This is a genomic window from Xanthomonas arboricola pv. juglandis (assembly GCF_905367715.1).
In the GTDB taxonomy this organism is placed as follows: Bacteria; Pseudomonadota; Gammaproteobacteria; order Xanthomonadales; family Xanthomonadaceae; genus Xanthomonas; species Xanthomonas arboricola.
In genome coordinates this window covers 3801305-3822916 of record NZ_HG999362.1, presented here as the reverse complement: position 1 = coordinate 3822916, position 21612 = coordinate 3801305, and the positions used below count along the sequence as shown (strand labels likewise).

The window sequence follows — 21612 nt, the reverse complement described above, 5'->3', positions numbered from 1 at the left end:
GATGTCGCCGCAATCGCTGCCGCTACGCGATGTCCATCTGCCGCCATCGCCGCCATGGTGGCCGCTGGCGCCGGGCTGGTGGCTGGTGATCGCGGCAGTGGTCCTGGTGCTTGGCAGCACATGGTGGTGGTGGCATCGCCGTCGTCAGCAGCAGCGGCGCTGGTTGGCGGCATTCGATGCCGAGCTGCAGCGCGCAACGACTCCCGCGCAGCGTCTGGCCGCGTTGTCGGTGTTGTTGCGACGCGCAGCGCGCAGCGTCGATGCGCAGGCCGACCGGCTGCAGAGCGAGGCATGGCTGCAGTTTCTGGACGGGCGCAAAAGCAAGACGCAGGCCTTTTCGCAGGGACCGGGGCGCGCGCTGCTGGACGGCGGCTTTCAACGTGCGCCGGCGGTGACCGATCTGGATGCGGTGCAGGCGCTGGCGCGGCAGCGTTTTCTGAGTCTGATGCGAGGCCGGCGATGAACTGGCTGCAATGGTCGCAATGGCAGGATGCGCTGGCGCACTGCGCATGGCCGTGGGCATGGTGGTTGATGCCTTTGCCGTTGCTGATGTGGTTCTGGCCGAAGCGCCGTGCGGATACGGCGGCGCTGCGTGTGCCTTACGCCGATCAACTGCATGCGGTTGCGCAGGCAAACAGGACACCGGCACTGCGGGTGCCGCGCTGGCTTGCCTGGTTGGGCTGGTTTTTCCTGTGCGCGGCGCTCGCGCGCCCGCAGCAATTGGGCGATGTGATCCAGCCGCCGCGTGAGGCGCGGCAGATGATGCTGGCGGTGGATCTGTCCGGCAGCATGAGCGAGCCGGACATGGTGCTCGGCGGCAATGTGGTGGATCGCCTGACCGCCGCCAAGGCGGTGTTGTCGGACTTTCTGGATCGTCGCGACGGCGATCGGGTCGGCTTGCTGGTGTTCGGTCAGCGCGCCTACGCGTTGACGCCGTTGACCGCCGACCTGACCTCCGTGCGCGACCAGCTGGCCGACAGCGTGGTGGGACTGGCCGGACGCGAGACGGCGATCGGCGATGCGATCGCGTTGTCGGTCAAACGGCTGCGCGAGCAGAAGCAGGGCCAGCGCGTGGTGGTGTTGCTCACCGACGGCGTCAACACCGCCGGCGTGCTCAATCCGCTCAAGGCCGCCGAGCTTGCCAAGGCCGAAGGCGTGCGCGTGCATACGATCGCCTTCGGCGGCAATGGCGGCTATTCGTTGTTCGGCGTGCCGATTCCGGCCACGGGCAACGACGATATCGACGAAGACGGCTTGCGCAAGATCGCCGCGCAAACCGGTGGACGCTTTTTCCGTGCCCGCGATACCGAAGAACTGGCCGGCATCTATGCCGAGCTGGATCGGCTGGAGCCGGTCAAGGCGCTCGGCCCTTCGGTGCAGCCGCGCGTGGAACGCTATTACTGGCCGTTGGGTGCCGCCATCGTGATTGCGCTGCTGGCCTATGTGTTGCCGCGGAGATGGCGATGAACGCGCTGACCGAACTGACTGGCTGGCTGCAGTCGTTGCATCTGCTGCGCCCGGGGTTGCTGTGGGCGCTGCTGGCGATCGTGCCGGCGGCAGTGTTGTGGCAGTTGCGTCGGCGCGATGCGGACGTGTGGCGGCAAAGCGTGGATGCGCATCTGTTGCCGACCTTGCTGGTGTCCGGCAGTCGGCGTGGATGGCTGGGATTCGTACTGGCTGCGCTGACCTATGCGCTGGCGGTGCTGGCGATGACCGGGCCGAGCTGGCGGCAGACCGAGCGGCCGGTGTATCACTCCAGCATGCCGCTGGTGGTGGCGCTGGACCTGTCCTCCAGCATCACCGCCAACGACCTGCCACCATCGCGTCTGCTGCAGGCGCGGGCCAAGCTGGCCACGTTGTTGCGCAAGCGGGCCGGTGGCGAAGTCGCATTGCTGGTCTATGCGGGCGAGAGTTTCACCGTTGCGCCGTTGACCGAAGACACCGCCAATGTGGCGTTGTTTCTGGATGCGCTGTCGCCATCGGTGATGCCGGTGGACGGCAAGCGCGCCGATGCGGCGATCGACGCGGCCACGCAGTTGCTGCTGCAGGCGGGTTTCAAGCAGGGCGACATCCTGCTGGTCAGCGACAGCGCCGATCGTGCGGCCGGAAGTTCTGCACGGTTGGCGCGCTCGCGTGGATTCAGCGTGTCCGCGCTCGGCGTGGGGAGCACGCGCGGCGCGGCCTATCGCACCACGACCGGTGAGATTGCGCAGACAAAACTGGATGAAGGCAGCCTGCGCGATCTTGCCGGGCAGGGCGGTGGTCGCTATGCGCGCATCACCGCCGACGATGCGGACCTGCGTGCACTGGGCGTGCTCGACCCGGCGCAACAGCCGCTGGCCGATGAAGCTGCCGAGTCCACCGGCGGCAAGACCTGGCTGGACGAGGGCTACTGGCTGCTGCTGCCGGTGATGCTGTTGGCACTGCTGGCATTCCGGCGGCGTGCGGTTGTGGCGATCCTGGCCCTGGTGTGCGTGTTGCCATTGGCCCAACCCGCGCATGCTGCCGACGGCACCTTGTGGCAACGCGCCGACCAGGTGCAGCAGCAACGCCTGGATGCCGGCGTGCAGGCGTATCGCAAGGGCGATTTCGCCGCGGCACAAAAAGCCTTCGAAAATGTGCCCACCGATGAGGGTCTGTACAACCTCGGCAATGCGCTGGCCAGGCAGGGCCAGTACGACCAAGCGATTGCGGCTTACGACCGGGCGCTCAAGCAACATCCGGATCAGCCCGACGCCATCGCCAATCGTGCGGCGGTGGCGGCGGCGCGCAAGCGTCAGCAGCAGAACAACAAGGACGGCAAAGGCAAGGACGGCAAGGGCCAGTCCGACGACCAGAAACAATCCGGTCAGAACGGCACCGGCCAGAATCAGTCCGGACAGAACAAGCAGAACGATCCAAAGCCCGGCCAAGACGGGCAAGGCAAGCAGGATGCGCAAGGCAAACAGGACGGCAAGGATCAGCCGCCTACGCAGACGCCGCAGGACGCAGCCTCGCAGAACCAGCAGTCCAAAAAGGGCCAGGGCGAGCAGAGCAAGCAGGACGCAGCGCCGCAATCGGCCGATGCCAAGGCGCAGCAGCAGGCCGATGCCGCGCAGCGGCAAAAGATGCAGCAGGCGATGGCGCAGGCTGGCGACAAGGGCGCCGATGCAAACGGCAAGCAGGCCGCCGCGGCATCGGCGAACGAAACGCCGGAACAACGCGAGCAACGCCAGGCGGTGGATGCCTGGCTGCGGCGGGTGCCGGACGACCCGGGCAGTCTGCTGCGCACCAAATTCAGGCTGGAACACGAACGCAGGCAACGGGACGGACGATGATCGGCACACACCATTTGCGCCGCGCGGCGATCGGCATGTTGACCAGCGTGATGCTGCTCACCTGTGCACCGGTGGGTGCCGTCACGCGCGCGTGGCTGGATCGCGACAGCGCCAATGCCGGCGACGTGGTGATGTTGAATATCGAAACCGATCAACGCGGTGTCGATCCGGATTACACGCCGTTGCGCAACGACTTCGCGCTGGGGGCCAAGAGCGCCAACCAGCAGATGCAGGTGACCAATGGGTCGGTGACGGTGCGCGCGCTGTTCGGTGTGGTGCTGACGCCGCGCAAGAGCGGCGAGCTGATCGTGCCGGCGATCCGCGTGGGTAACGAGCGCACCGAACCGTTGCGGTTGCAGGTGGGCGCGTGGGCGAGCGCTGCCGGCAGCAGCGCGTCCGGCGCAGCAGCGGCGGCGCAAGGCAACGAGGATGCCTTTGTGCAGACGCAGGTGGACGATCCGAAGCCCTATGTGCAGCAAAGTGTGGGCGTGGTGGTGCGGCTGTATTTCGCCACGCAGCTGGCGTCCGGCGAGCTGGATCTGGAAGCACCCGATGGTGCATCGCTGCAGCGCATCGGCGACGACGTCAGTTCGGTCAAGGTACTCAATAACCGCCAATACAACGTGGTCGAGCGGCGCTATCTGCTGGTGCCCGAGCGCAGCGGCCGGCTGGTGTTGCCGTCGGCGCGCTTCAATGGTCGGTCGGTCGGCGGCTTCTTCGACGACTATTTCGGTCGTGGCAATGGCGAGCTGAGTGCACGCAGCGCCAGCATCCCGCTGCAGGTACGCGCACAACCGGCCAACGCGCCGCAGCCGTGGTTGCCGCTGCGCAGCCTGCAGTTGCGGTATACGACCACGCCGCAGCGCGCCACCGCCGGTGAAGCGGCCCAGATCGTGGTGGAGGCCAGCGCACGCGGCGCCACCCAGGCGCAGTTCCCGGAATTGCCGACCCCGAGCGTGCCCGACGCGCAGGTGTTCGCCGAGCCGCCGCAGTATGAAGAACGCTTCGTGGATGGCTCGCCGCAGCTGCGGCTGACCCGCCGTTATTCGATCGTGCCCAACCGCGCCGGTCCGCTGGTGGTGCCCGGCTTGCAGGTGGCATGGTGGGATGTGGGCGCGGCGGCAGCCAAGACCGCGGCGTTGCCGGACCTTACGCTGGATGTGGCGGCAGGCAGCGGTGCGTTTGCGACGCCCGCGCCCGCGCCAACGCCTGCAGCCAGTCCATCACCGGATAACGCTGCGCCAACCGCTGCGGCCGGCACGCTGAGTCTGCAGCAGGCTGCGGCCACGCAACGGCCATGGGGCTGGATCGCTGCGGCGAGCGGCTTTGCGCTGCTGTGGATTGCCACCCTGGTGTGGGCCTTGTTACGGCGTCGCGGCGGTTCGCACGGCGCGCCGGTGATCAACACCAGCGATGCAGCTGCGCCCGGCCGGCGTGTGACGCACGGTGTGGCCGAGCTGCGACGCGCGCTCGATACCGGCGGCATGGACGACGTGGCCGCAGTGTTGTGCGGCATGGCCGGCGTTGCCGATATCGACAGCGTGCTGGCAGTGTTGAGCGACCCGGCGCAGCGGGCAGCGGTGGCACAGATGCAGCGTGCCCGTTGGGGCGGCGATGGCGACGTGACCAGTGCACGTTCGGCCTTGCGCGAGGCCTTTGCCAAGGGCCCGCGTTGGCGACATGCCACGGCTGCGGAGCCGGAGGTCTTGGCGCCGCTGTATCCGCCGGCGCCTTGATCGGTTTCGCTGTATCGGAAGTTGCTGACTGGGTCTAGATGGTCACCTTGTCCTGTCCCGCTTTGACGCATTGATCCCGGTTGCACCTGGTTGTTCACCTGTGCTGCTTAAAACAAGGCGTTGGGTCTGCGACCTGGCTGCAGGGTCCTTGCCCGCCCACCATCGCGGGACACGCCGCAAGTACGTCCTTGTAGGCTCTTACGCGGCATCCATGCCGCGTAAGGTCCCGCGATGGTGGGCGGGCAAGGACCCGTCGAGATGGTCGGTGTGACTGGTTGCAAGCAGAGCATGATGCGCTTGGATAGTGTGGAGAGATCAGTGGCAGAGCGACGGATCTGTGGCTTCGCTGCAAGGCCCTTGCCTGCCCACCATCGCGGGACACGCCGCAAGTACGTCCCTGTAGGCTCTTACGCGGCATCCATGCCGCGTAAGGTCCCGCGACGGTGAGCGGGCAAGGACCAGTCGGGATGGTCGGTACGCATGTTTGCAAGCAGGGCATGTTGCGCTTGGACAGTGTGGAGAGATCAGTGGCAGAGCGACGGATCTGCGACTTCGCTGCAGGGCCCTTGCCCGCCCACCATCGCAGGACACGCCGCAAGTACGTCCCTGTAGGCTCTTACGCGGCATCCATGCCGCGTAAGGTCCCGCGACGGTGAGCGGGCAAGGACCCGTCGGGATGGTCGGTGTGCATGGGTGCGAGCAAGAGCTCAGGGACTGATTCCATGGCGTGTTCCCAAAGCGGTTGGGCATCGCGCCCCGGTACAGGCGGCTCATGCATCCGCTCTGCCTGCCCGCGGCGAGCGCGCCAGATGTGTTGAGCGCTCCAACGCCCGTATCAGCTGACGTGGGAGCTGCACCTACCCTCGGGCGGGCGCACGGCGGCAGACCGGGTAGGTGGCCGCGTCGATGGCGTTTGTTAAGCTCCGGGGCTTGTGTCCAGATCAAGGCCCGACCAGATGACTGCATCCCCCGCCGCACGCCGCCCGGGCCTGCCCCTGCATTGGAAGATGGGCATTGGCTTCGCCGTCGGTCTGCTGCTGGGTTTGGCCGTCTACTACTTGGCCGGCAGCGATGCTGACTGGGTGCGCGTGGTCACCAAATACGTCACCACTCCGTTCTCGCAGATCTTCCTCAATCTGATCTTCATGCTGATCGTGCCGCTGCTGTTTTCGGCATTGGTGATGGGCATTTCCGAGATGGGCGACATCCGTGCGCTCGGGCGCGTGGGCTGGCGCACCCTGGGCTACACCGTCGTGCTGTCCGGCGTGGCGGTGTTGCTGGGGCTGGTGCTGGTGAATGTGCTCAAGCCTGGTGCCGGCGTGGACCCGCAGCTGGCCAACCAGTTGATCCAGCAGAACGCCGAGCGCACCCGCGAGATCATCTCCAGCTCCGGCACCCAGCCGCAGGGCATGGACATGCTGTTGTCGATCGTGCCCAGCAACGTGATCGCGGCAGCGTCCAGCAACGGCGCGATCCTGTCGCTGATGTTCTTTGCGGTGATGTTCGGCGTGGGCATGGTGCTGACCGCCGACGAAAAGGTGGCCACGCTCAAGCGCGGCATCGAGGGCATCTTCGAAATCTCGATGACCCTGATCGGCTTGGTGATCCGCCTGGCGCCGTATGCGGTGGCCTGTTTCATGTTCAATCTGGCCGCGCTGTTCGGCTTTGATCTGCTGATCCGTCTGGGCGCTTATGTAGGCGTGGTGGTGCTGGCGCTGGGCCTGCACATGGTGGTCAGTTACGGGCTGGCAGTGAAGTTTGCCGGGCGCTCGCCGATCGGCTTCTTCAGGCAGACCCAGGAGGCCACGATGATGGCGTTCTCCACGGCCTCCAGTAACGCGACCCTGCCGACCGCCCTGCGCGTGGCCGACGAGATGGGCCTGCCGCCGCGGGTGTCGCGTTTCGTGCTGACCGTGGGCGCCACCGCCAACCAGAACGGCACCGCCTTGTTCGAAGGGGTGACGGTGATCTTCCTGGCGCAGTTCTTCAACGTGGACCTGAGCATCGGCCAGCAGTTCATGGTGATGCTGGTCTGCATCCTGGGTGGCATCGGCACCGCCGGCGTGCCGTCCGGCTCGCTGCCGGTGGTGGCGCTGATCTGCGCGATGGTCGGGGTCAACCCGGTCGGCATCGGCATGATCCTGGGCGTCAATCATTTCCTGGATATGTGCCGGACGGCGCTGAACGTGACTGGCGATCTGGCGCTGACGACCTTGGTTGCCAAGGGCGAGGAATAGGGAGTCGGGAATCGGGAATGGGTAAAAGCGGGCTGTAGCGATCGGTACGGGTGATGTGAGGTCCGCTGTACCGCAGCGGTAGCCTTGGCGAGAGCGGCGTCAGCGACCAACCTGCAGCACGGCACCCAATTCCCGATTCTCCATTCCCGACTCCCGAATCCCGACTCCCGACTCCCCAATCCCAGCCCCCTAACGCGCTCTGTGGGAGAATAAGCGGCTCCGCTTCCAGCGGTGTTCCCCTCCGCTTCCATAGACGCCCATGACCCAGCCCACCCGCCGCCAGCTGGCCAACGCCATCCGTTTTCTCGCCGCCGATGCGGTCGAAGCCGCCAAATCCGGCCATCCCGGCATGCCGATGGGCATGGCCGATATCGCCGAAGTGCTGTGGAACGATTTCTTCCGGCACAACCCGAACAACCCGCAGTGGTTCAACCGCGACCGTTTCGTGCTGTCCAACGGCCACGGCTCGATGCTGCAGTACGCGCTGCTGCACCTGTCCGGCTACGACCTGCCGATCGAGCAGCTCAAGCAGTTCCGTCAGCTGCACAGCAAGACCGCCGGTCACCCCGAGCGCAGCGAAACCCCCGGCGTGGAGACCACCACCGGCCCGCTCGGGCAGGGTTTTGCCAATGCGGTCGGGTTCGCGCTGGCCGAGAAGTTGCTGGCGCAGCGCTACAACCGCCCGGAGCTGGAAATCGTCGACCACCGTACCTGGGTGTTCATGGGCGATGGCTGCATGATGGAAGGCATTTCCCATGAAGCCGCCTCGCTGGCCGGCACCTGGGGCCTGGGCAAGCTGGTCGCGTTCTGGGACAACAACCAGATCTCCATCGACGGCAACACCGCCGGCTGGTTCAGCGACAACACCCCGGAGCGCTTCGAGGCCTATGGCTGGCATGTGATCCGCGATGTGGACGGACACGACGCCGAGAAGATCAAGGCCGCCATCGAGACCGCGCTGGAGAACACCGACAAGCCCACGCTGATCTGCTGCCGCACCAAGATCGGCTTCGGCGCACCGAGCAAGGCCGGCAAGGAATCCTCGCACGGCGCACCGCTGGGCAAGGAAGAACTCGAGGGCGCCCGCAAGGCGCTGGAGTGGCCGTACGGCCCCTTCGAGATTCCCGAAGAGATCTACGCCGGCTGGCGCGCAGGTGGCACCGGCACCCTGCGCCAGGCCGAGTGGGAGCAGCTGTTCGACAAGTACGGCAAGCAGTACGCCACCGAAGCTGCCGAGCTGACCCGCCGCTCGCACGGCGAGCTGCCGGCCGACTTCATCGCCCAGGCCGATGCCTATATCGCCAAGGCGCAGCAGGACGGCCAGACCATCGCCTCGCGCAAGGCCTCGCAGCTGGCGATCGAAGCGTTCGCGCCGTTGTTGCCCGAATTGATCGGCGGTTCGGCCGACCTGGCGCATTCCAACCTGACCTTGTGGAAGGCCAGCAAGTCGGTGGCCACCGATGATCCGGATGCCAACTACGTTTACTACGGCGTGCGCGAGTTCGGCATGACCGCCATCGCCAACGGCCTGGCGCTGCATGGCGGCTTCATTCCGTTCGACGCCACCTTCCTGGTGTTCAGCGATTACGCGCGCAACGGCGTGCGCATGAGCGCGTTGAATCCGGCCCATGCCATCCACGTGTACACGCACGACTCGATCGGCCTGGGCGAGGACGGCCCGACCCATCAGCCGGTGGAACACCTGGCCTCGCTGCGCTACATCCCCAACAACGATGTGTGGCGCCCGGGCGATGCAGTGGAATCGGCGGTGAGCTGGAAGGCCGCCATCACCCGCAAGGACGGCCCGAGCTGCCTGGTGTTCAGTCGCCAGAACCTGCAGCACCAGCCGCGCAGTGACGAACAGCTCAAGCTGATCGAGCGCGGCGGTTATGTGCTGGCCGATGCCGAAGGTGGTACGCCCGACGTGATCCTGATCGCCACCGGTTCGGAAGTCGGGCTGGCGGTGGAAGCCAAGCAGACCCTGGACGCGGCCGGGCTGAAGACGCGCGTGGTGTCGATGCCGTCGACCGACGTGTTCGATCGCCAGGACGCGGCCTATCGCGAGTCGGTGCTGCCCAATGCGGTGCGCAAGCGCGTGGCGGTAGAAGCGGGCGTGACCGGCTTCTGGCGCAAGTACGTCGGCCTGGATGGCGATGTGGTCGGTATCGACACCTTCGGCGCCTCGGCACCGGCCGACCAGCTGTACGCGTACTTCAAGATCACCGCCGAGCATGTGGTCGCGGCAGCCAAGGCGCTGTAACGCCTTGCGTGGTGCCTGAAAGAAAAAGCCGGCGAAAGCCGGCTTTTTTGTTGGATCTCGTGATCAATGCGCGATGTGCGGTACTTCATCATTCAACGAGCGCGTTGCGTGTTTCAGCGTGCGTCGTTGGCCATCGCCGCTGCGCGGATTCTGGTCAGCACTTTCAGCTGTGCGTCCATCATCGGCGGGTTGGGGTCATGCCCGGTGCGTGGCAGCAGCAGGAATTCCTTGCTCGGTGCAGAAAGACCATCGAAATAGGCTTTGCTGATCTGGGCTGGGGTGACCAGATCCTGTTCGCCCTGAATCAGATAGACAGGCATGGCGAACTGCGGCCCGAGTGTGCGCAGGTCGATCTGAGGGCCCATGCCGTCGCCTGCCAGCCCGACGAACTGTAAGAAGGAATAGTCTTCTCCGGCCTCATAGGCTGCACGGTAGTCGGGCGTGTCGTACTCCGCTGCGAAGGTGAACCAGTCTTCCGGTGCCGGGTCGGTGCTCAAGGCTTCGTACTTGCGTGTCAGGCGCCTCAGGACGCCGAAGTTGCGCGGGTTGGTCCATGGCGGCGGGCCGATCGTATCCAGCTTGCCGATCGCATCCGCATCGCTGGCTGCGCGGGCCAGACTCAGCGTCTTGGCGTAACTGGCCGCCATATCGTCCTGGTAATTGACCAGTTGCGCTGTACCGACATACGCATGGAACAGACTGGGATTTGCCTTGGCGATAGTGACCGACAGTGCCGAGCCCCACGATCCGCCCATCAGGATGAGCTTGGGTTTCCCCAGCCGTTGCATGGCATAGCGCGCAACCGCGCTACCGTCCTGCGTCAGCCGCTGCATGGTCAGCGTCTCGCCGTCGGCAGGTTTGCTTGCGGCGTAGGTCTTGCCGGAGCCGCGTTGGTCCCATTGCACGATGGTGAAGTCGCGCGTCCAGCTGCCGAACAGATGTTTCGCGAACGGCGTGTTGGGGTTGCCTGGACCGCCATGCACGATCAGCACCACCGGATTTTGGCAGTCCTGACCTTCGATCGTGACCCATTGCTGGATGCCTCCGATCTGCACAAGACCTGCCTCGTGCACGGCGTTGCCGGGTACCCGGCAAGCCTCGTTCAGCGACGTTTTATCTGGCCCTGCAGCAGCGCTCACTGCCGGCGTGCACAACAGCAGTAGAGCGATAGCTATCCAGCATTTCTTCATGTGATCCCCGTTGTAGTGCGTTCCGTCGTTACGTCAGCCAACTGTTCAGTAGCTTCCGTTCCGAGTGTCGCGTCTATGCGAGTTCGGCTGCAATGCCTGAGGTCAGACCGAGAGTTGCGCAGTGGGCCTCCTATCCAGGTAGCGCTCGCTTGTGTCAAGTAAATGCTAAAAATATGTCAATCCAGCTATTTAAAATGTGAATCATTCCCATTAAAATGGCGCGCTGCCGCTGGTAAGGCACACCGTTTCCTCCCCTTGTTGCCGGCGCGGCGTCTTCGCAGCGCGTGGTCTGATCCGTCTGCGTTGGAGTTCCCGATGATCCGTAGTACCGAATTGCGTCTTGCTTCCGTGGGCGCGCGTCGCCGTGCCCTGCCGCGCGCGCTGTTCGCCGCGCTGTGCGCGATGGCCGCTGGCCAGGCATTGGCCGAGACGCCTGCCGCCGCCGGCGATGCCGAGGTCACCACCCTGGACCGGCTCATCGTGCAGGGCGAGCAGGCCAAGGGCTATACGGTGGAGAAGACCACCGCCGGCACGCGCATGGACCTGTCGCTGCGGGAGATCCCACAGTCGGTCACCGTGATCACCCGCGACCGCATGGACGACCAGAACCTGCAGAGCATCACCGACGTGCTCAACAACGTCACCGGCATCTCGGTGGCGCAGAGCGACAGCGAGCGGCTGGAGTTCTACGCGCGCGGTTTCTACATCGACAACTACCAGTTCGACGGCATCCCGGCGTACATGGAGCAGGCCTGGAGCTACGGCGATTCGGCGCTGGACGTGGCGCTGTACGACCGTGTCGAAGTGGTGCGTGGCGCCACCGGCCTGCTGACCGGCTCGGGCAATCCGTCGGCCTCGATCAACCTGGTGCGCAAGCATGCGCTCAGCCGCGACTTCACCGGCACCGTGTCGGTCGGCGGTGGCGACTTCAACAAGACCCGCAGCGTGGCCGATGTCACCGTGCCGCTCAGCCCGGAAGGCACCGTGCGTGCGCGCGTGATCGGCGTGTACCAGGACGGCGAGTCGGATATGGACCGCTACGGCCTGCGCAAGAAGATCGGCTCGGCGATCATCGATGCCGATCTCACCGACAGCACCTTGCTGAGCGTGGGCTACGAGTACCAGAAGAAGGAATCGAACGATGTCACCTGGGGCGGCTTCCCGCTGTTCTACAGCGATGGCACCCGCACCAACTACGATCGCTCGTTCAACCCGGCGGCCGACTGGACGTTCTGGGACACGCGTCTGCAGCGCACCTTCGCCAGCCTGCAGCAGAGCTTCGACAACGGCTGGACCCTCAAGGCCAATCTGAGCCATGAGAAGACAGAAGCGGCGAACCACCTGTTCTATCCGTTCTATACGATCTTCGGGTTCGACCGCGCCACCGGTGGCGGCGTGGTGCCGTATTCGGGCAACTACCTGACCGAGCGCAAGGCCGATGGCGCCGACGTCTATGCGGAAGGTCCGTTCCAGCTGTTCGGCCGCGAGCATCAGCTGGTTGCCGGCGCCAGCTACAACCGCCGCGAGTACGTCAATAACGGCACCTTCGATTTCCCGGCGCCGCTGGACAGCTACATAGGCTGGACCGGTGCCTACCCGGAACCCAACTGGAGTCCGCGCACGGTGCAGAGCACCGGCACCATCAAGCAGAAGGCGGCCTACGTGGCTGCACGCTTCTCGCTGGCAGATTCGCTAAAGTTGCTGGTGGGTGCGCGCTACACCGACTGGCAGATCGATGGCGGCAACTTCGATGCCACGCAGGGACTGGCGCCGTTCTCCGACAGCCAGACCGAAGTCACCCCGTACGCCGGTCTGGTCTACGACATCAACGACGTGTGGTCGACGTACGTCAGCTACACCGAAATCTTCAACCCGCAGACCCTGCGCGATGCCAATGGCGGCTACCTGGATCCGTTGACCGGCAAGGGCTACGAAGCCGGCGTCAAGGCAGCGTGGTTCGACGACAGGCTCAACGCCTCGCTTGCGGTGTTCCGCATCGAGCAGGACAACCTGGGCGTGGCCACCGGCGGCTTCGTCCCCGGTAGCAGCGAGTCGGCGTATGAAGCCGCCAACGGCGTGGTCAGCGAAGGCTTCGATTTCGAGGTGTCCGGGCGGGTGACCGAGAGCTGGAACACCACCTTCGGCGCCTCGCACTACACCGCGCGCGATGACAGCGGCACCTCGATCAATACGCATCTGCCGCGCACCACCCTCAAGCTGTTCAACAGCTACACCCCGCAAGGTGCGTGGAGCGATCTGACCGTGGGTGGTGGCGTCAACTGGCAGAACCGCTCGTACTATGTGGACCCGGTCTACGGCGCCTTTCAGCAGAGTGCTTACGCACTGGTCAGCGCGTTTGCGCGCTACCGGTTGTCGCCGCAGTTCTCGGTGCAGCTCAATGTCGACAACCTGCTCGACAAGCGCTACTACGCGCAGTTCAACGGTGGCTACGGCGCATGGGGCGCCTCGCGCAACGGCATGCTGACCTTCAACTACACGTTCTGATCGCAGACCGGGCCGGGCGCGATGTCAGCGCCTGGCCTGTTGTTGCAACGATGCAGGCACCTTGCAGAAGGTGCCTGTTTTTGTGTCTGGCGCCAGCGGAGTGATCGTGGATCTGCGGCGCATGCCGCACTGCCTGCGCTGCCTGCTGGTATCGGTTTGCTTCGGTGGTATCGAAGTGGCGCGAAAGCAACTGATGCCTCCCGCCAATGTCGGCGCGCTACAAAAACACTTCCTGCCTGCGCATACGAACACGCGAAGACGTGCCGGCAATCGCATCGAAGGTGGCACGGCGCTACAGCGGTTCCAGATACGGTGCCATCACCTCCGTAACCCAGTCCATGAACGCACCTACGCGTTGCGGCAGATGGCGACGCTGCGCGTAGAGCAAGGTGACCGGCATCGGTTCCGGCGCGATGGCGGCCAGCAGCTCGATCAAGGCGCCGCTGTCCAGGTGCGGGCGCAACGGGCTGGCCGGCGCCTGGATGATGCCCAGGCCCGCCAATGCCGCGGCGAGATAGGCATCGCCGTTGTTGACCGTCACCGGGCCGCGCATTGGCAGTAGCTGGTACGCCTGTCCATCGCGGTACTCGAAGCCGGACGACCGCTGGCCCAACGTCGGCACGTAGTGCACCAGGTCGTGGTGAACCAGATCGTCCAGGCGCTGCGGCATGCCCCGTCGTGCGAGGTAGTCGGCACTGGCGCAGTTGATGATGCGAAACACGCCGAGCGGTCGTGCGACCAGATTGGTGTCTTCGAGCGTGCCCACGCGCAACACGCAATCGAAGCCTTCGCGCACCACATCGACGCGGCGGTCGGTGCCGCTGATTTCCACCTCCAGCTGCGGGTGCTGCGCCAGGAACGTGGGTAGCGCGGGAATCACGAAATTGCGCGCGATGCCGGAGGACATGTCCACCCGCAGGCGCCCGCGCAGCTGGCTGCGTTCGCGCTGAAACATGCTCTGCAATTCGTCCATGTCGTCGAGCAGATCGCGGCTGCGCTGGTAGAACGCGGTGCCGTCGCCGGTGAGTTGCACGCGACGCGTCGTGCGATGCAAAAGCTGCGTCCCAAGCGAGGCTTCGAGCCGCTGCACGGCGGTGGAGACGCTGGCTTTGGGCAGGCCCAGCGTTTCGGCGGCACGGGTGAAACTACCGAGCTCGGCGACGCGCAGGAAGGCGCGCAGCGACTCCAGGGTATCCATCGATTGGTAGACGTTCTTGAACGGTGCAATCAGGTTGGACCGATTTATGTGGCGCGGCAAGCGCAATAGTCTTGGCGCGGTCAGACAACGTCACGCCCGCCCCGCGGTCATGCACCGCCTGTGGTGATCGCCCCAAATCGCATCCAAACCCGCAACGGAGTCCATCATGTCGACCACCACACCGATCACCCTGATCACCGGCGGCAGCCGCGGCCTGGGCCGCAATGCTGCGCTTGCGCTCGCTGCGGATGGCAGCGATATCGTGCTGACGTATCGCAGCCAGGCGGATGAGGCCGCTGCGGTGGTCGCCGAGATCCACACGCTTGGCCGCCGCGCGCAGGCACTGCCGCTGGATGTTGCCGACGCCGAGTCCTTGGCAGCATTCGCCGCGCAGCTGAAGCAGGTGCTGGCCGGTTGGGACCGCACGCAGTTCGATGCGCTGGTCAACAACGCGGGTACCGGGCTGCACGCGGCCATCGCCGACACCACGCCGGCGCAGTTCGACGCCCTGGTCAACATCCATCTCAAAGGGCCATATTTCCTGACCCAGGCGTTATTGCCGCTGATCGCCGACGGCGGACGCATCCTCAATGTGTCCAGCGGCCTGGCACGTTTCGCACTGCCCGGTGCCTCGGCTTACGCGATGATGAAAGGCGGGGTGGAGGTGTTCACCCGCTATCTGGCCAAGGAACTGGGTGCGCGTGGTATTCGTGCCAATACGCTGGCGCCGGGTGCGATCGAGACAGACTTCAACGGCGGCAGCGTGCGCGATAACGCACAGGTCAATGCGATGGTGTCGTCGGTCACGGCACTGGGGCGCCCAGGGCTGCCGGACGATATCGGGCCAGTGGTCGCTGCATTACTCGCGCCGGGAACCGGGTGGATCAATGCGCAACGCATCGAGGTATCGGGCGGCATGTTGATCTGAATGCACAGGCCTGCGCATCACGCGCAGGCCTGTGTCTGCATCACCGCCTGGTGCATCACTGCAGGGTCTGGTCGCCATGCAATACGGGGTAAGGATTCAAGACCTCTCCCTTCCACCATTGTTTTTCCGGCCCCAGGCGATGGATTTCGAAGTGCAGATGCGGTGCGGCAGGATCGGCATTGCCGGTACTGCCGACGTAGCCGATGACCTGGCCGCGCTTGATTGCCTGCTTTTCTGCCAGGCCGTCGGCATACCGTTCCAGGTGTGCGTAGTAGTAGCAGTACGTGCCGTTCGGATCGAACTGGTAGACGGTCAGGCCACCGCGCTCGCTGTTGAACAGTTTCTCGACCGTGCCGTCTGCAACTGCAATGACCGGTGTGCCGGTCGGAGCAAGAATGTCGATGGCATCGTGCACGCGGCCTTCGCTGCGTGCGTCGGTAAAGGTGTCCTGCAGCTGGCCGCTGCCGATGCCTTGCACCGGAATCAGCAGGCCGCTGCCTGAACTCGCAGCTTCAGGAGCGGCTGCAGACGCAGGCGCGGCTGGCGTGTTTGCGGCGGGCATCGTCTCGGTGGATGGCGACGATGCGGCAACGGCTGGATCGGCAACCGCTGGAGCGGCAGAAGGCGCTGCCATTGCCGCCTCTGCCGCTTCAGGCTGCGCTGTCACCGCGGGTGCAGCTGCGGACGCCGGTGCGACGGCCGCCTGTGGTGCCTGGCGTTCCAGCCACCAATAGCCGGCTGCACCGAGCAAGACACCGACCACCAGCATCATCAGCAGTTTCATGCTTACTCCTGCATCACCACCGGCATGGACGGGCCCACCACGCTGGCCAGATTGACCACGTCCCAGTTGGTCAGGCGCACGCAGCCATGCGATTCGGTCTTGCCGACATGGCCGGGTTCCGGCGTGCCGTGCAGGCCGTAATGCGGCTTGGACAAATCGATCCACACGCGTCCGACCGGGTTGTTCGGGCCAGAGGGCAGGGTGGCCTTTTGATCACCCTTCTTCGCGTCCCAGAACAGCTTGGGGTTGTACTTGAACACTGGGTCGCGCGCCACGCCCAGCACCTTCCAGCGGCCGATCGGCAGCGGGTCGTGCTTGCTGCCGGAGGACACCGGGAACTGCGCATACACCTTGCCGTCGGCATCGAACAGGCGCAGTGTCGACTCGGACTTGTCGACCACCAGCTTGGCCGGCTTGGCCAATGGTGGGACGCCGTCGATGTTGGGCACCTGGATCACGCCACCGGCCTTGTTCAAATCCACGCCGGGGTTGAGCTGGCGCAGCAGTTCCGGAGCGGCATGGAAACGCTCGCCCAGCGCCTCGTCCACCGAGGTGTAGCCCAGCGACGTCAGCTTGGCCTGTTCGGCCGGCCCTTTCGGAATCGGCAGGAACGGCCCGGCCACATCGGCATCGGTGAGCGTGTACTGCACCAGTGCCGGCGTGGTGTCGGCCTGCAAGGCCTGCCAGGTGGCGTCATCCAGCTCACCGGTGACCTTGATCTTGTGCGCTGCCTGAAACCCCGACACCGCACGCTTCTGATTGGAACCACGCTCGCCGTCGATCTGTCCCGGCGAGAAATGCGCGCGATCCAGCAGCACCTGCGCATGCAGGTCCGAACGCGGGCCGGTCGGCACGACGGTCGCAGCAGGAGCTGCTGCAGGTGCCGGCGCAGGTGCGGCGGCGGGCTGCGGCGCTTGCGCCAGTGCGGACAGGGAGGTGCCCAGGGCGAGGGCGAGCAAGCAGGCGCGAGCGTAGATGCGTGGTGGCATGAGCAGGTCCGGAAGAGGCATGCGCGCACCTTGCCCGAGCCGCCTGCGTGGTCTGCGTGAAATGGCTGCACCGGGACTGACTGGGCGCGCAGTCGCGATGCGGGTCAGAAGTGGATACCAGCTATCTCACCTCCGCACAGCTGCCGATTCGATGCCGCTGCTTGCTGCTGATGCTTCCACCCGCTTGGCGGAGGGCGTGGTGCACCACGCCGCAATCGATCGCCTGCATGTCAGTCAGGCGATCGATACGGAGTGGTGCAGACCCGGTCCCTGCAGCTGCAGACATTGCGCCGCAGCTGTGCAGGGCTGCCGTCAGTAGGTGTAGCCCAAGGTCAGCATGTATACCCGTCCGGTCTGTACATAGGCGCCGTCGGCGCCAGGGTCGTAGGCCATGTAGCGCTTGGACTTGCCCTGGGTTTCGTAAAACGTGGCGGCATTGAGCAGGTTCTTGGCCGACACACCGACATCGACGTGGTGCGGCAGATGATAGGTCGCGGTGAAGTCCAGTGACTTGACCGGTTGCAGATAATAGTTGAGCCGGTCGCTGGTCAGCCCCAGCAATTGCAGGCCCGTGTAGTTGTAGCTCAGGTCGGCGCGCAGATGCGTATCGTCGTAGAACAGATCCAGGTTGTAGATGCGCTCGGGTGCGCGTGGTAGCCAGGTCTTTTCCGGTTGGTCGCTGCGTCTACTGTCTGCTTCGCTGTGCTGCAGCGTGAGGTTGGCGGTGACGCCGACGTTGCTCCACAGGCCCGGCAACTCCTGCAAGCGTTTGCTCGCTGCCAGCTCCAGTCCATAGAGCTTGGCGGTGCCGCCGTTCTGCGGCATGGTCACCGGCACGCCGTTTTCGAAGGTGGTGCCGGTCGGTACCAGCCCGCCCAGGGTGTTGTCGTTGCTGGTCGCCGATTGCGAGGTATAGATGAAGCCGGTGATGCGCTTGTAATAGGTCGATGCGCTGAGCACGCCGCCGCTGTGATCGTAGAACTCGGCAGAGAGGTCGGCGTTGTCGGCCTTGCTCGGCTGCAGATCGGGATTGGGCCTGGAGATGCCGACCACCTTTTGGGTATCGTCGATGGTGTACACCGTCTCGCCGGAAATCAGGCCGAACGCCGGGCGGCTGAAACTGCGCCGCAACGAAGCGCGATACACGGTGAGATCGTCCGGCCGATAGTTGATGCTGATGCCCGGCAGCACTTGCCCAAAGGTGCTTCCGGTGCCGACGAAGCTGCCGGTGCTGCCATCGCCGCTGGATTGCCAGGATTCGGCCGCATAGCGTGTCAACTCGTAGCGCACGCCGGGCAGCACGCTCACCGAGCCGACATGCAGCGCGGCCATTGCATAACCGGAATAGATCGCCTCGGTGCTGGAGGTGGTGTTGGCGTTGTAGTCGTTGGCGGTATAGACGCCTGCGCCGTTGGGATCGTTGACGTATTTGTAGGGCAGCGCCTGCGCAAGCATCCAGTTGCGGTCCAGCAGTTTGAACGGTCCGGCGTAGCGGCCGTCGAAGGCGTTATAGGTGACGCGGCCCGGGATCGCGCTCAGTGGCGGCCCACCTGCAGTGGGGAACGCGTAATTGGGTCCGCCAAAATAAGGCCCGTTGGTGACGAAGTTGCCGTCCTTGTGGAAGAACGGGTGATCGTAGGCGCCACGGTCGGAGTGGTCGGCAGACAGGCCGAGCTTGACGCTGTCCAGCACGTCGCCGTCGACCTGGTAGGTGATATCGGTGTGTGCGTTGATGCGGTTGTCGTGACTGCCGGCGTCGTGCCCCTGCACCTTCCACAGCAACGACGAATCCAGGTTGTAGAAGAAGTCCTGCAAGCCAGGCGTGCTTGGCGCGATGCTGGGATAGCGGGGGTTGCTGAGGTCGAAGGCGAAGCTGCCGGGCGTAAAGCCATACAGGCTTGCCGACACGTAGTCCGGGCGGCTGCGGGTGCCGCGACCCACCGAGCTGCCGTAGTCGAAGCGCAGGCGGCCCAGCGTGGTCTGGCCTCCCAATTGCAGCGTCGCCAGTTTTTCGTCGATATCGTGCGTGTTGAAGTAGCCGCCACGCACGGCGGTGGGTTGGTTGCGATAGGTTTCCAGGCGCGCGCTGGACTGGTCCTGCTGCCCGGTGACACCGTAGCTGCCGTAGATGGCGCGCGCGTACAGCGCGCTGTTGTCGCCTTGCCAATCCAGCGAGAGGTTGCCGCCGTAGCGTTCGATCTGGCTGGTGTAGAGGCTGTACTTGTAGCGGGTGCTGATCAACGGCCCGACATCACGCAGGTCGGTTGCAGTGGCGAGCGCGGGATCGGCCGGCACGTATTTGCTGTTGGGCGCCGGCGCCTGCGCCATGTTGTTGTTCCTGCCGTAATACGCCGATGCGTAGAGGCCGAAGGCATGGCCATCGCCAAACTTCCAGGCCAACTCCTGCTGGAAGGTGCCGCCGCTGTCCTTGCCGCCCAGCTCCGAGGCCAGCGCATTGAACTGGCCCTGCGCGGTACTCTTGGCGTAGACATCCTGGCCGAAGTCAAAGGCATTGGGCGTGCGCATGTCGATCGCGCCGCCGATCGAATCGCCGGGCATATCGGGTGTGGGCGATTTGGACACCTGCACCGACTGGATGCCGAACGGCGCCAGCATGTTCAACGAGATGGCGCGCGTCGATGAATCGGTTTCCGGCATGCCGAAGCCGTTGAGCGTGTAGGCGTTGTAGCTGGCGTCCATGCCGCGAATGCTGACGTAGGCGTTCTCGCCGGTGGTGGCCTGGCCCAGATGCATGTCGCTGTATGCGGACAGGCCCGGCATGTGCGACACGACATCGGCGATGCCGCCGGAGGGGATCGCATCGATCTGCTGCTTGCTCATCACGCTGTTGACGCTGCTGGACAGGCGCTGTTCGTTGAGCGATCCCGGTGCGGCGGCGTGCTTGGCCTGCACGTTGACCGAATCCAGCGTGGTGGTGCCGAGCTCCGGTGTCTCGGCAAACGCCGGCGCGGACAGTGCCAGTGCGATGGCGCAGGTCAGGCGATGGGTGGTGCGTGGAGACTGCATGCAATGGCTCGCGTGGTTGGAGAAGGTGGAGTGCCCGGCCCCCGTATCGCGGGTGCGGGTGTGCATCGCCGACGCCTTCCGTTGCGACAGGTCTGTGTGTGGTGCGGAGATTGCGACGACGGCAGTGACTGCGACTCAGTGCCCGAGGTCGACGCCCTTGCAGTGCGCCTGCGCCAGCTGCGGATTGCAGCGTGCGACCGCATCGCCTTCGAAGCGCACCACGTAACCGTTGTCGGCCGGCTCATGTGCGGGGAAGTCGGTGCTGAGCAACTGCGCGCCGCTGGCCAGCATGCGGTCGCGGCGGGTGGTGTCGTGTTGCAGTGCTTCCTTCAGGTCGGCGTCGGTACGCGTGCGCACCAGGTAGCCGGCCTTCACCAATCGGGTGATCGTCTCGGCAGGGCCATCGTTGAGTTCGGTGAAGGCGGCATCGTCTTGGCCAGGCACGGCATTGGTGAAGCACACGCGTCCGCGCAGCGACGCATGCCCGGGCAGGTAGCTGGCACCGGCCGCGCGTTGGTCGAGCAGGAACACCACCTTGCCGCGTGCCTCGCTCAACGACGGCCAGCCATGCGCAAGCACTGCGGCGTTGAGCGTGGCTGCGTTGCCACGGACCTGATCCGGGCTGAGGTACTCGCCGGGTCGAAACACCGAGCGCAGTTCGGCATCCAATGCATCCATCGCCGCCGGATTGAACGGCTCCGGCTGCACGGTCGGAAACGCCAGTTGCACCGGCGCCTGCTTGGTTTCCAGCAGGATGAAGATCGGCACATGCCGGGGGTGCTGCTTCGACCACGCGCGCACTTCCTGCAGGCACGCGATCAAGGGCTGGCAGGTGCTGCGCTGGTCCACGTCCTGCACGTGCATGACCTTGAAGCCGGGTTTGCTCATCACTCCGGCCGGTGCGCTGGGCGGTGCGGGCGGCAAGCCGGCCCTGGCGATCTGCGCGACGATGGCCGGGTGTGCGTAGCGACCACCGTTGGCGTCGGCAAAGACATCCAGTTCGAGTTGTCTGACGCCATCGTCCAGTTGTTGCCTCAGCGGGGGATGGCGGTAATCCAGTGCCGCGAACAGCTCCGGACTCAGTTGTTGCAGCAGTGTCGCTTCGCTGGGGGCGAAGCCGGCGTGGTAGCTGTTGTGGCTGCCGATGTATTGCAGATCGGTGAGGCGAGGCGCGGCATGCGCGGTCACGCCGACCAGCATCAGCAGGCCAAGGAATGCAGCGCTACGTGTGTTGCTTCGCCTTGCGCGTGATGGCTTCGCTGTGCGGTCATCGCCTGGATTCACAGCCGAAACAACGAGTAAGCAGCGCATGCAGCCAGGCCGGAAAGAAGGTGGTCGCCATCATCCGGGCCAAATTTGACGCAAGGCTTTCCGCCGTATTGCCGTCGTGCGTCACAGTGCGAAAAACGCGCCATGGCATCGCTTTTCGCGACACGGGCGT

The 21612-nt window shown here is 65.0% G+C and carries 14 protein-coding genes; 8 read left to right on the top strand and 6 right to left on the bottom strand.

Annotation, left to right across the window (positions count from 1 at the left end):
• Window position 1 precedes the first annotated feature (1 nt).
• The 6 genes from KHN93_RS16515 (at window position 2) to tkt (ending at window position 9550) form a co-directional block, all read left to right on the top strand.
• On the top strand, window positions 2-463 hold the full coding sequence (locus KHN93_RS16515; RefSeq protein ID WP_104559988.1) for a DUF4381 domain-containing protein: 462 nt from the start codon (window positions 2-4) through the stop codon (window positions 461-463).
• Window positions 460-1467 carry a vWA domain-containing protein gene (locus tag KHN93_RS16510; RefSeq protein ID WP_039519239.1) on the top strand — a complete coding sequence of 336 codons (1008 nt, stop codon included), beginning with the start codon at window positions 460-462 and terminating at the stop codon, window positions 1465-1467. Before KHN93_RS16515 ends, KHN93_RS16510 begins: the two co-directional genes overlap by 4 nt.
• Window positions 1464-3317, top strand: coding sequence for a VWA domain-containing protein (locus KHN93_RS16505; protein WP_211920814.1), 1854 nt, complete (start codon window positions 1464-1466; stop codon window positions 3315-3317). The genes KHN93_RS16510 and KHN93_RS16505 overlap by 4 nt, the downstream gene beginning before the upstream one ends.
• A complete protein-coding gene (locus KHN93_RS16500; protein WP_211920812.1) occupies window positions 3314-5053 on the top strand; it encodes a BatD family protein in 1740 nt (579 codons plus the stop codon). The genes KHN93_RS16505 and KHN93_RS16500 overlap by 4 nt, the downstream gene beginning before the upstream one ends.
• Window positions 5054-6009: 956 nt before the next feature.
• Entirely contained in the window at window positions 6010-7290 is a 1281-nt protein-coding gene (locus tag KHN93_RS16495; protein WP_102253528.1) for a dicarboxylate/amino acid:cation symporter, read from the top strand.
• Between the two features lie 259 nt (window positions 7291-7549).
• Window positions 7550-9550 carry a transketolase gene (tkt, locus tag KHN93_RS16490; RefSeq protein WP_104559946.1) on the top strand — a complete coding sequence of 667 codons (2001 nt, stop codon included), beginning with the start codon at window positions 7550-7552 and terminating at the stop codon, window positions 9548-9550.
• A gap of 113 nt (window positions 9551-9663) precedes the next feature.
• Here tkt and KHN93_RS16485 read toward each other — a convergent pair whose 3' ends face one another.
• Window positions 9664-10605: an alpha/beta fold hydrolase gene (locus KHN93_RS16485; protein WP_212579666.1), complete on the bottom strand. Its 942-nt coding sequence runs from the start codon at window positions 10603-10605 to the stop codon at window positions 9664-9666.
• Window positions 10606-11055: 450 nt separating this feature from the next.
• On the opposite strand from KHN93_RS16485, the gene fhuE reads away from it, so the two are divergent.
• Window positions 11056-13245 (top strand): ferric-rhodotorulic acid/ferric-coprogen receptor FhuE, encoded by a 2190-nt coding sequence (gene fhuE / locus KHN93_RS16480; RefSeq protein WP_104623735.1) that lies wholly within the window; start codon window positions 11056-11058, stop codon window positions 13243-13245.
• A gap of 292 nt (window positions 13246-13537) precedes the next feature.
• Here fhuE and KHN93_RS16475 read toward each other — a convergent pair whose 3' ends face one another.
• Window positions 13538-14509: a LysR family transcriptional regulator gene (locus tag KHN93_RS16475; RefSeq protein ID WP_039519255.1), complete on the bottom strand. Its 972-nt coding sequence runs from the start codon at window positions 14507-14509 to the stop codon at window positions 13538-13540.
• 100 nt (window positions 14510-14609) lie between these two features.
• Between KHN93_RS16475 and KHN93_RS16470 the strand changes: the two genes are divergently transcribed.
• On the top strand, window positions 14610-15371 hold the full coding sequence (locus KHN93_RS16470; protein WP_211920810.1) for an SDR family NAD(P)-dependent oxidoreductase: 762 nt from the start codon (window positions 14610-14612) through the stop codon (window positions 15369-15371).
• A gap of 55 nt (window positions 15372-15426) precedes the next feature.
• Here KHN93_RS16470 and KHN93_RS16465 read toward each other — a convergent pair whose 3' ends face one another.
• The 4 genes from KHN93_RS16465 to KHN93_RS16450 form a co-directional block, all read right to left on the bottom strand.
• On the bottom strand, window positions 15427-16155 hold the full coding sequence (locus tag KHN93_RS16465; protein WP_039519260.1) for a M23 family metallopeptidase: 729 nt from the start codon (window positions 16153-16155) through the stop codon (window positions 15427-15429).
• Window positions 16156-16157: 2 nt separating this feature from the next.
• Entirely contained in the window at window positions 16158-17087 is a 930-nt protein-coding gene (locus KHN93_RS16460) for a L,D-transpeptidase family protein (RefSeq protein ID WP_172837824.1), read from the bottom strand.
• A 369-nt stretch (window positions 17088-17456) separates the two neighbouring features.
• Window positions 17457-20171 (bottom strand): TonB-dependent receptor, encoded by a 2715-nt coding sequence (locus KHN93_RS16455; RefSeq protein ID WP_104559943.1) that lies wholly within the window; start codon window positions 20169-20171, stop codon window positions 17457-17459.
• Window positions 20172-20306: 135 nt separating this feature from the next.
• Window positions 20307-21482, bottom strand: a complete 1176-nt coding sequence (locus KHN93_RS16450; protein ID WP_425600157.1) for a phosphatidylinositol-specific phospholipase C1-like protein — start codon at window positions 21480-21482, stop codon at window positions 20307-20309.
• Between the last annotated feature and the right edge of the window lie 130 nt (window positions 21483-21612).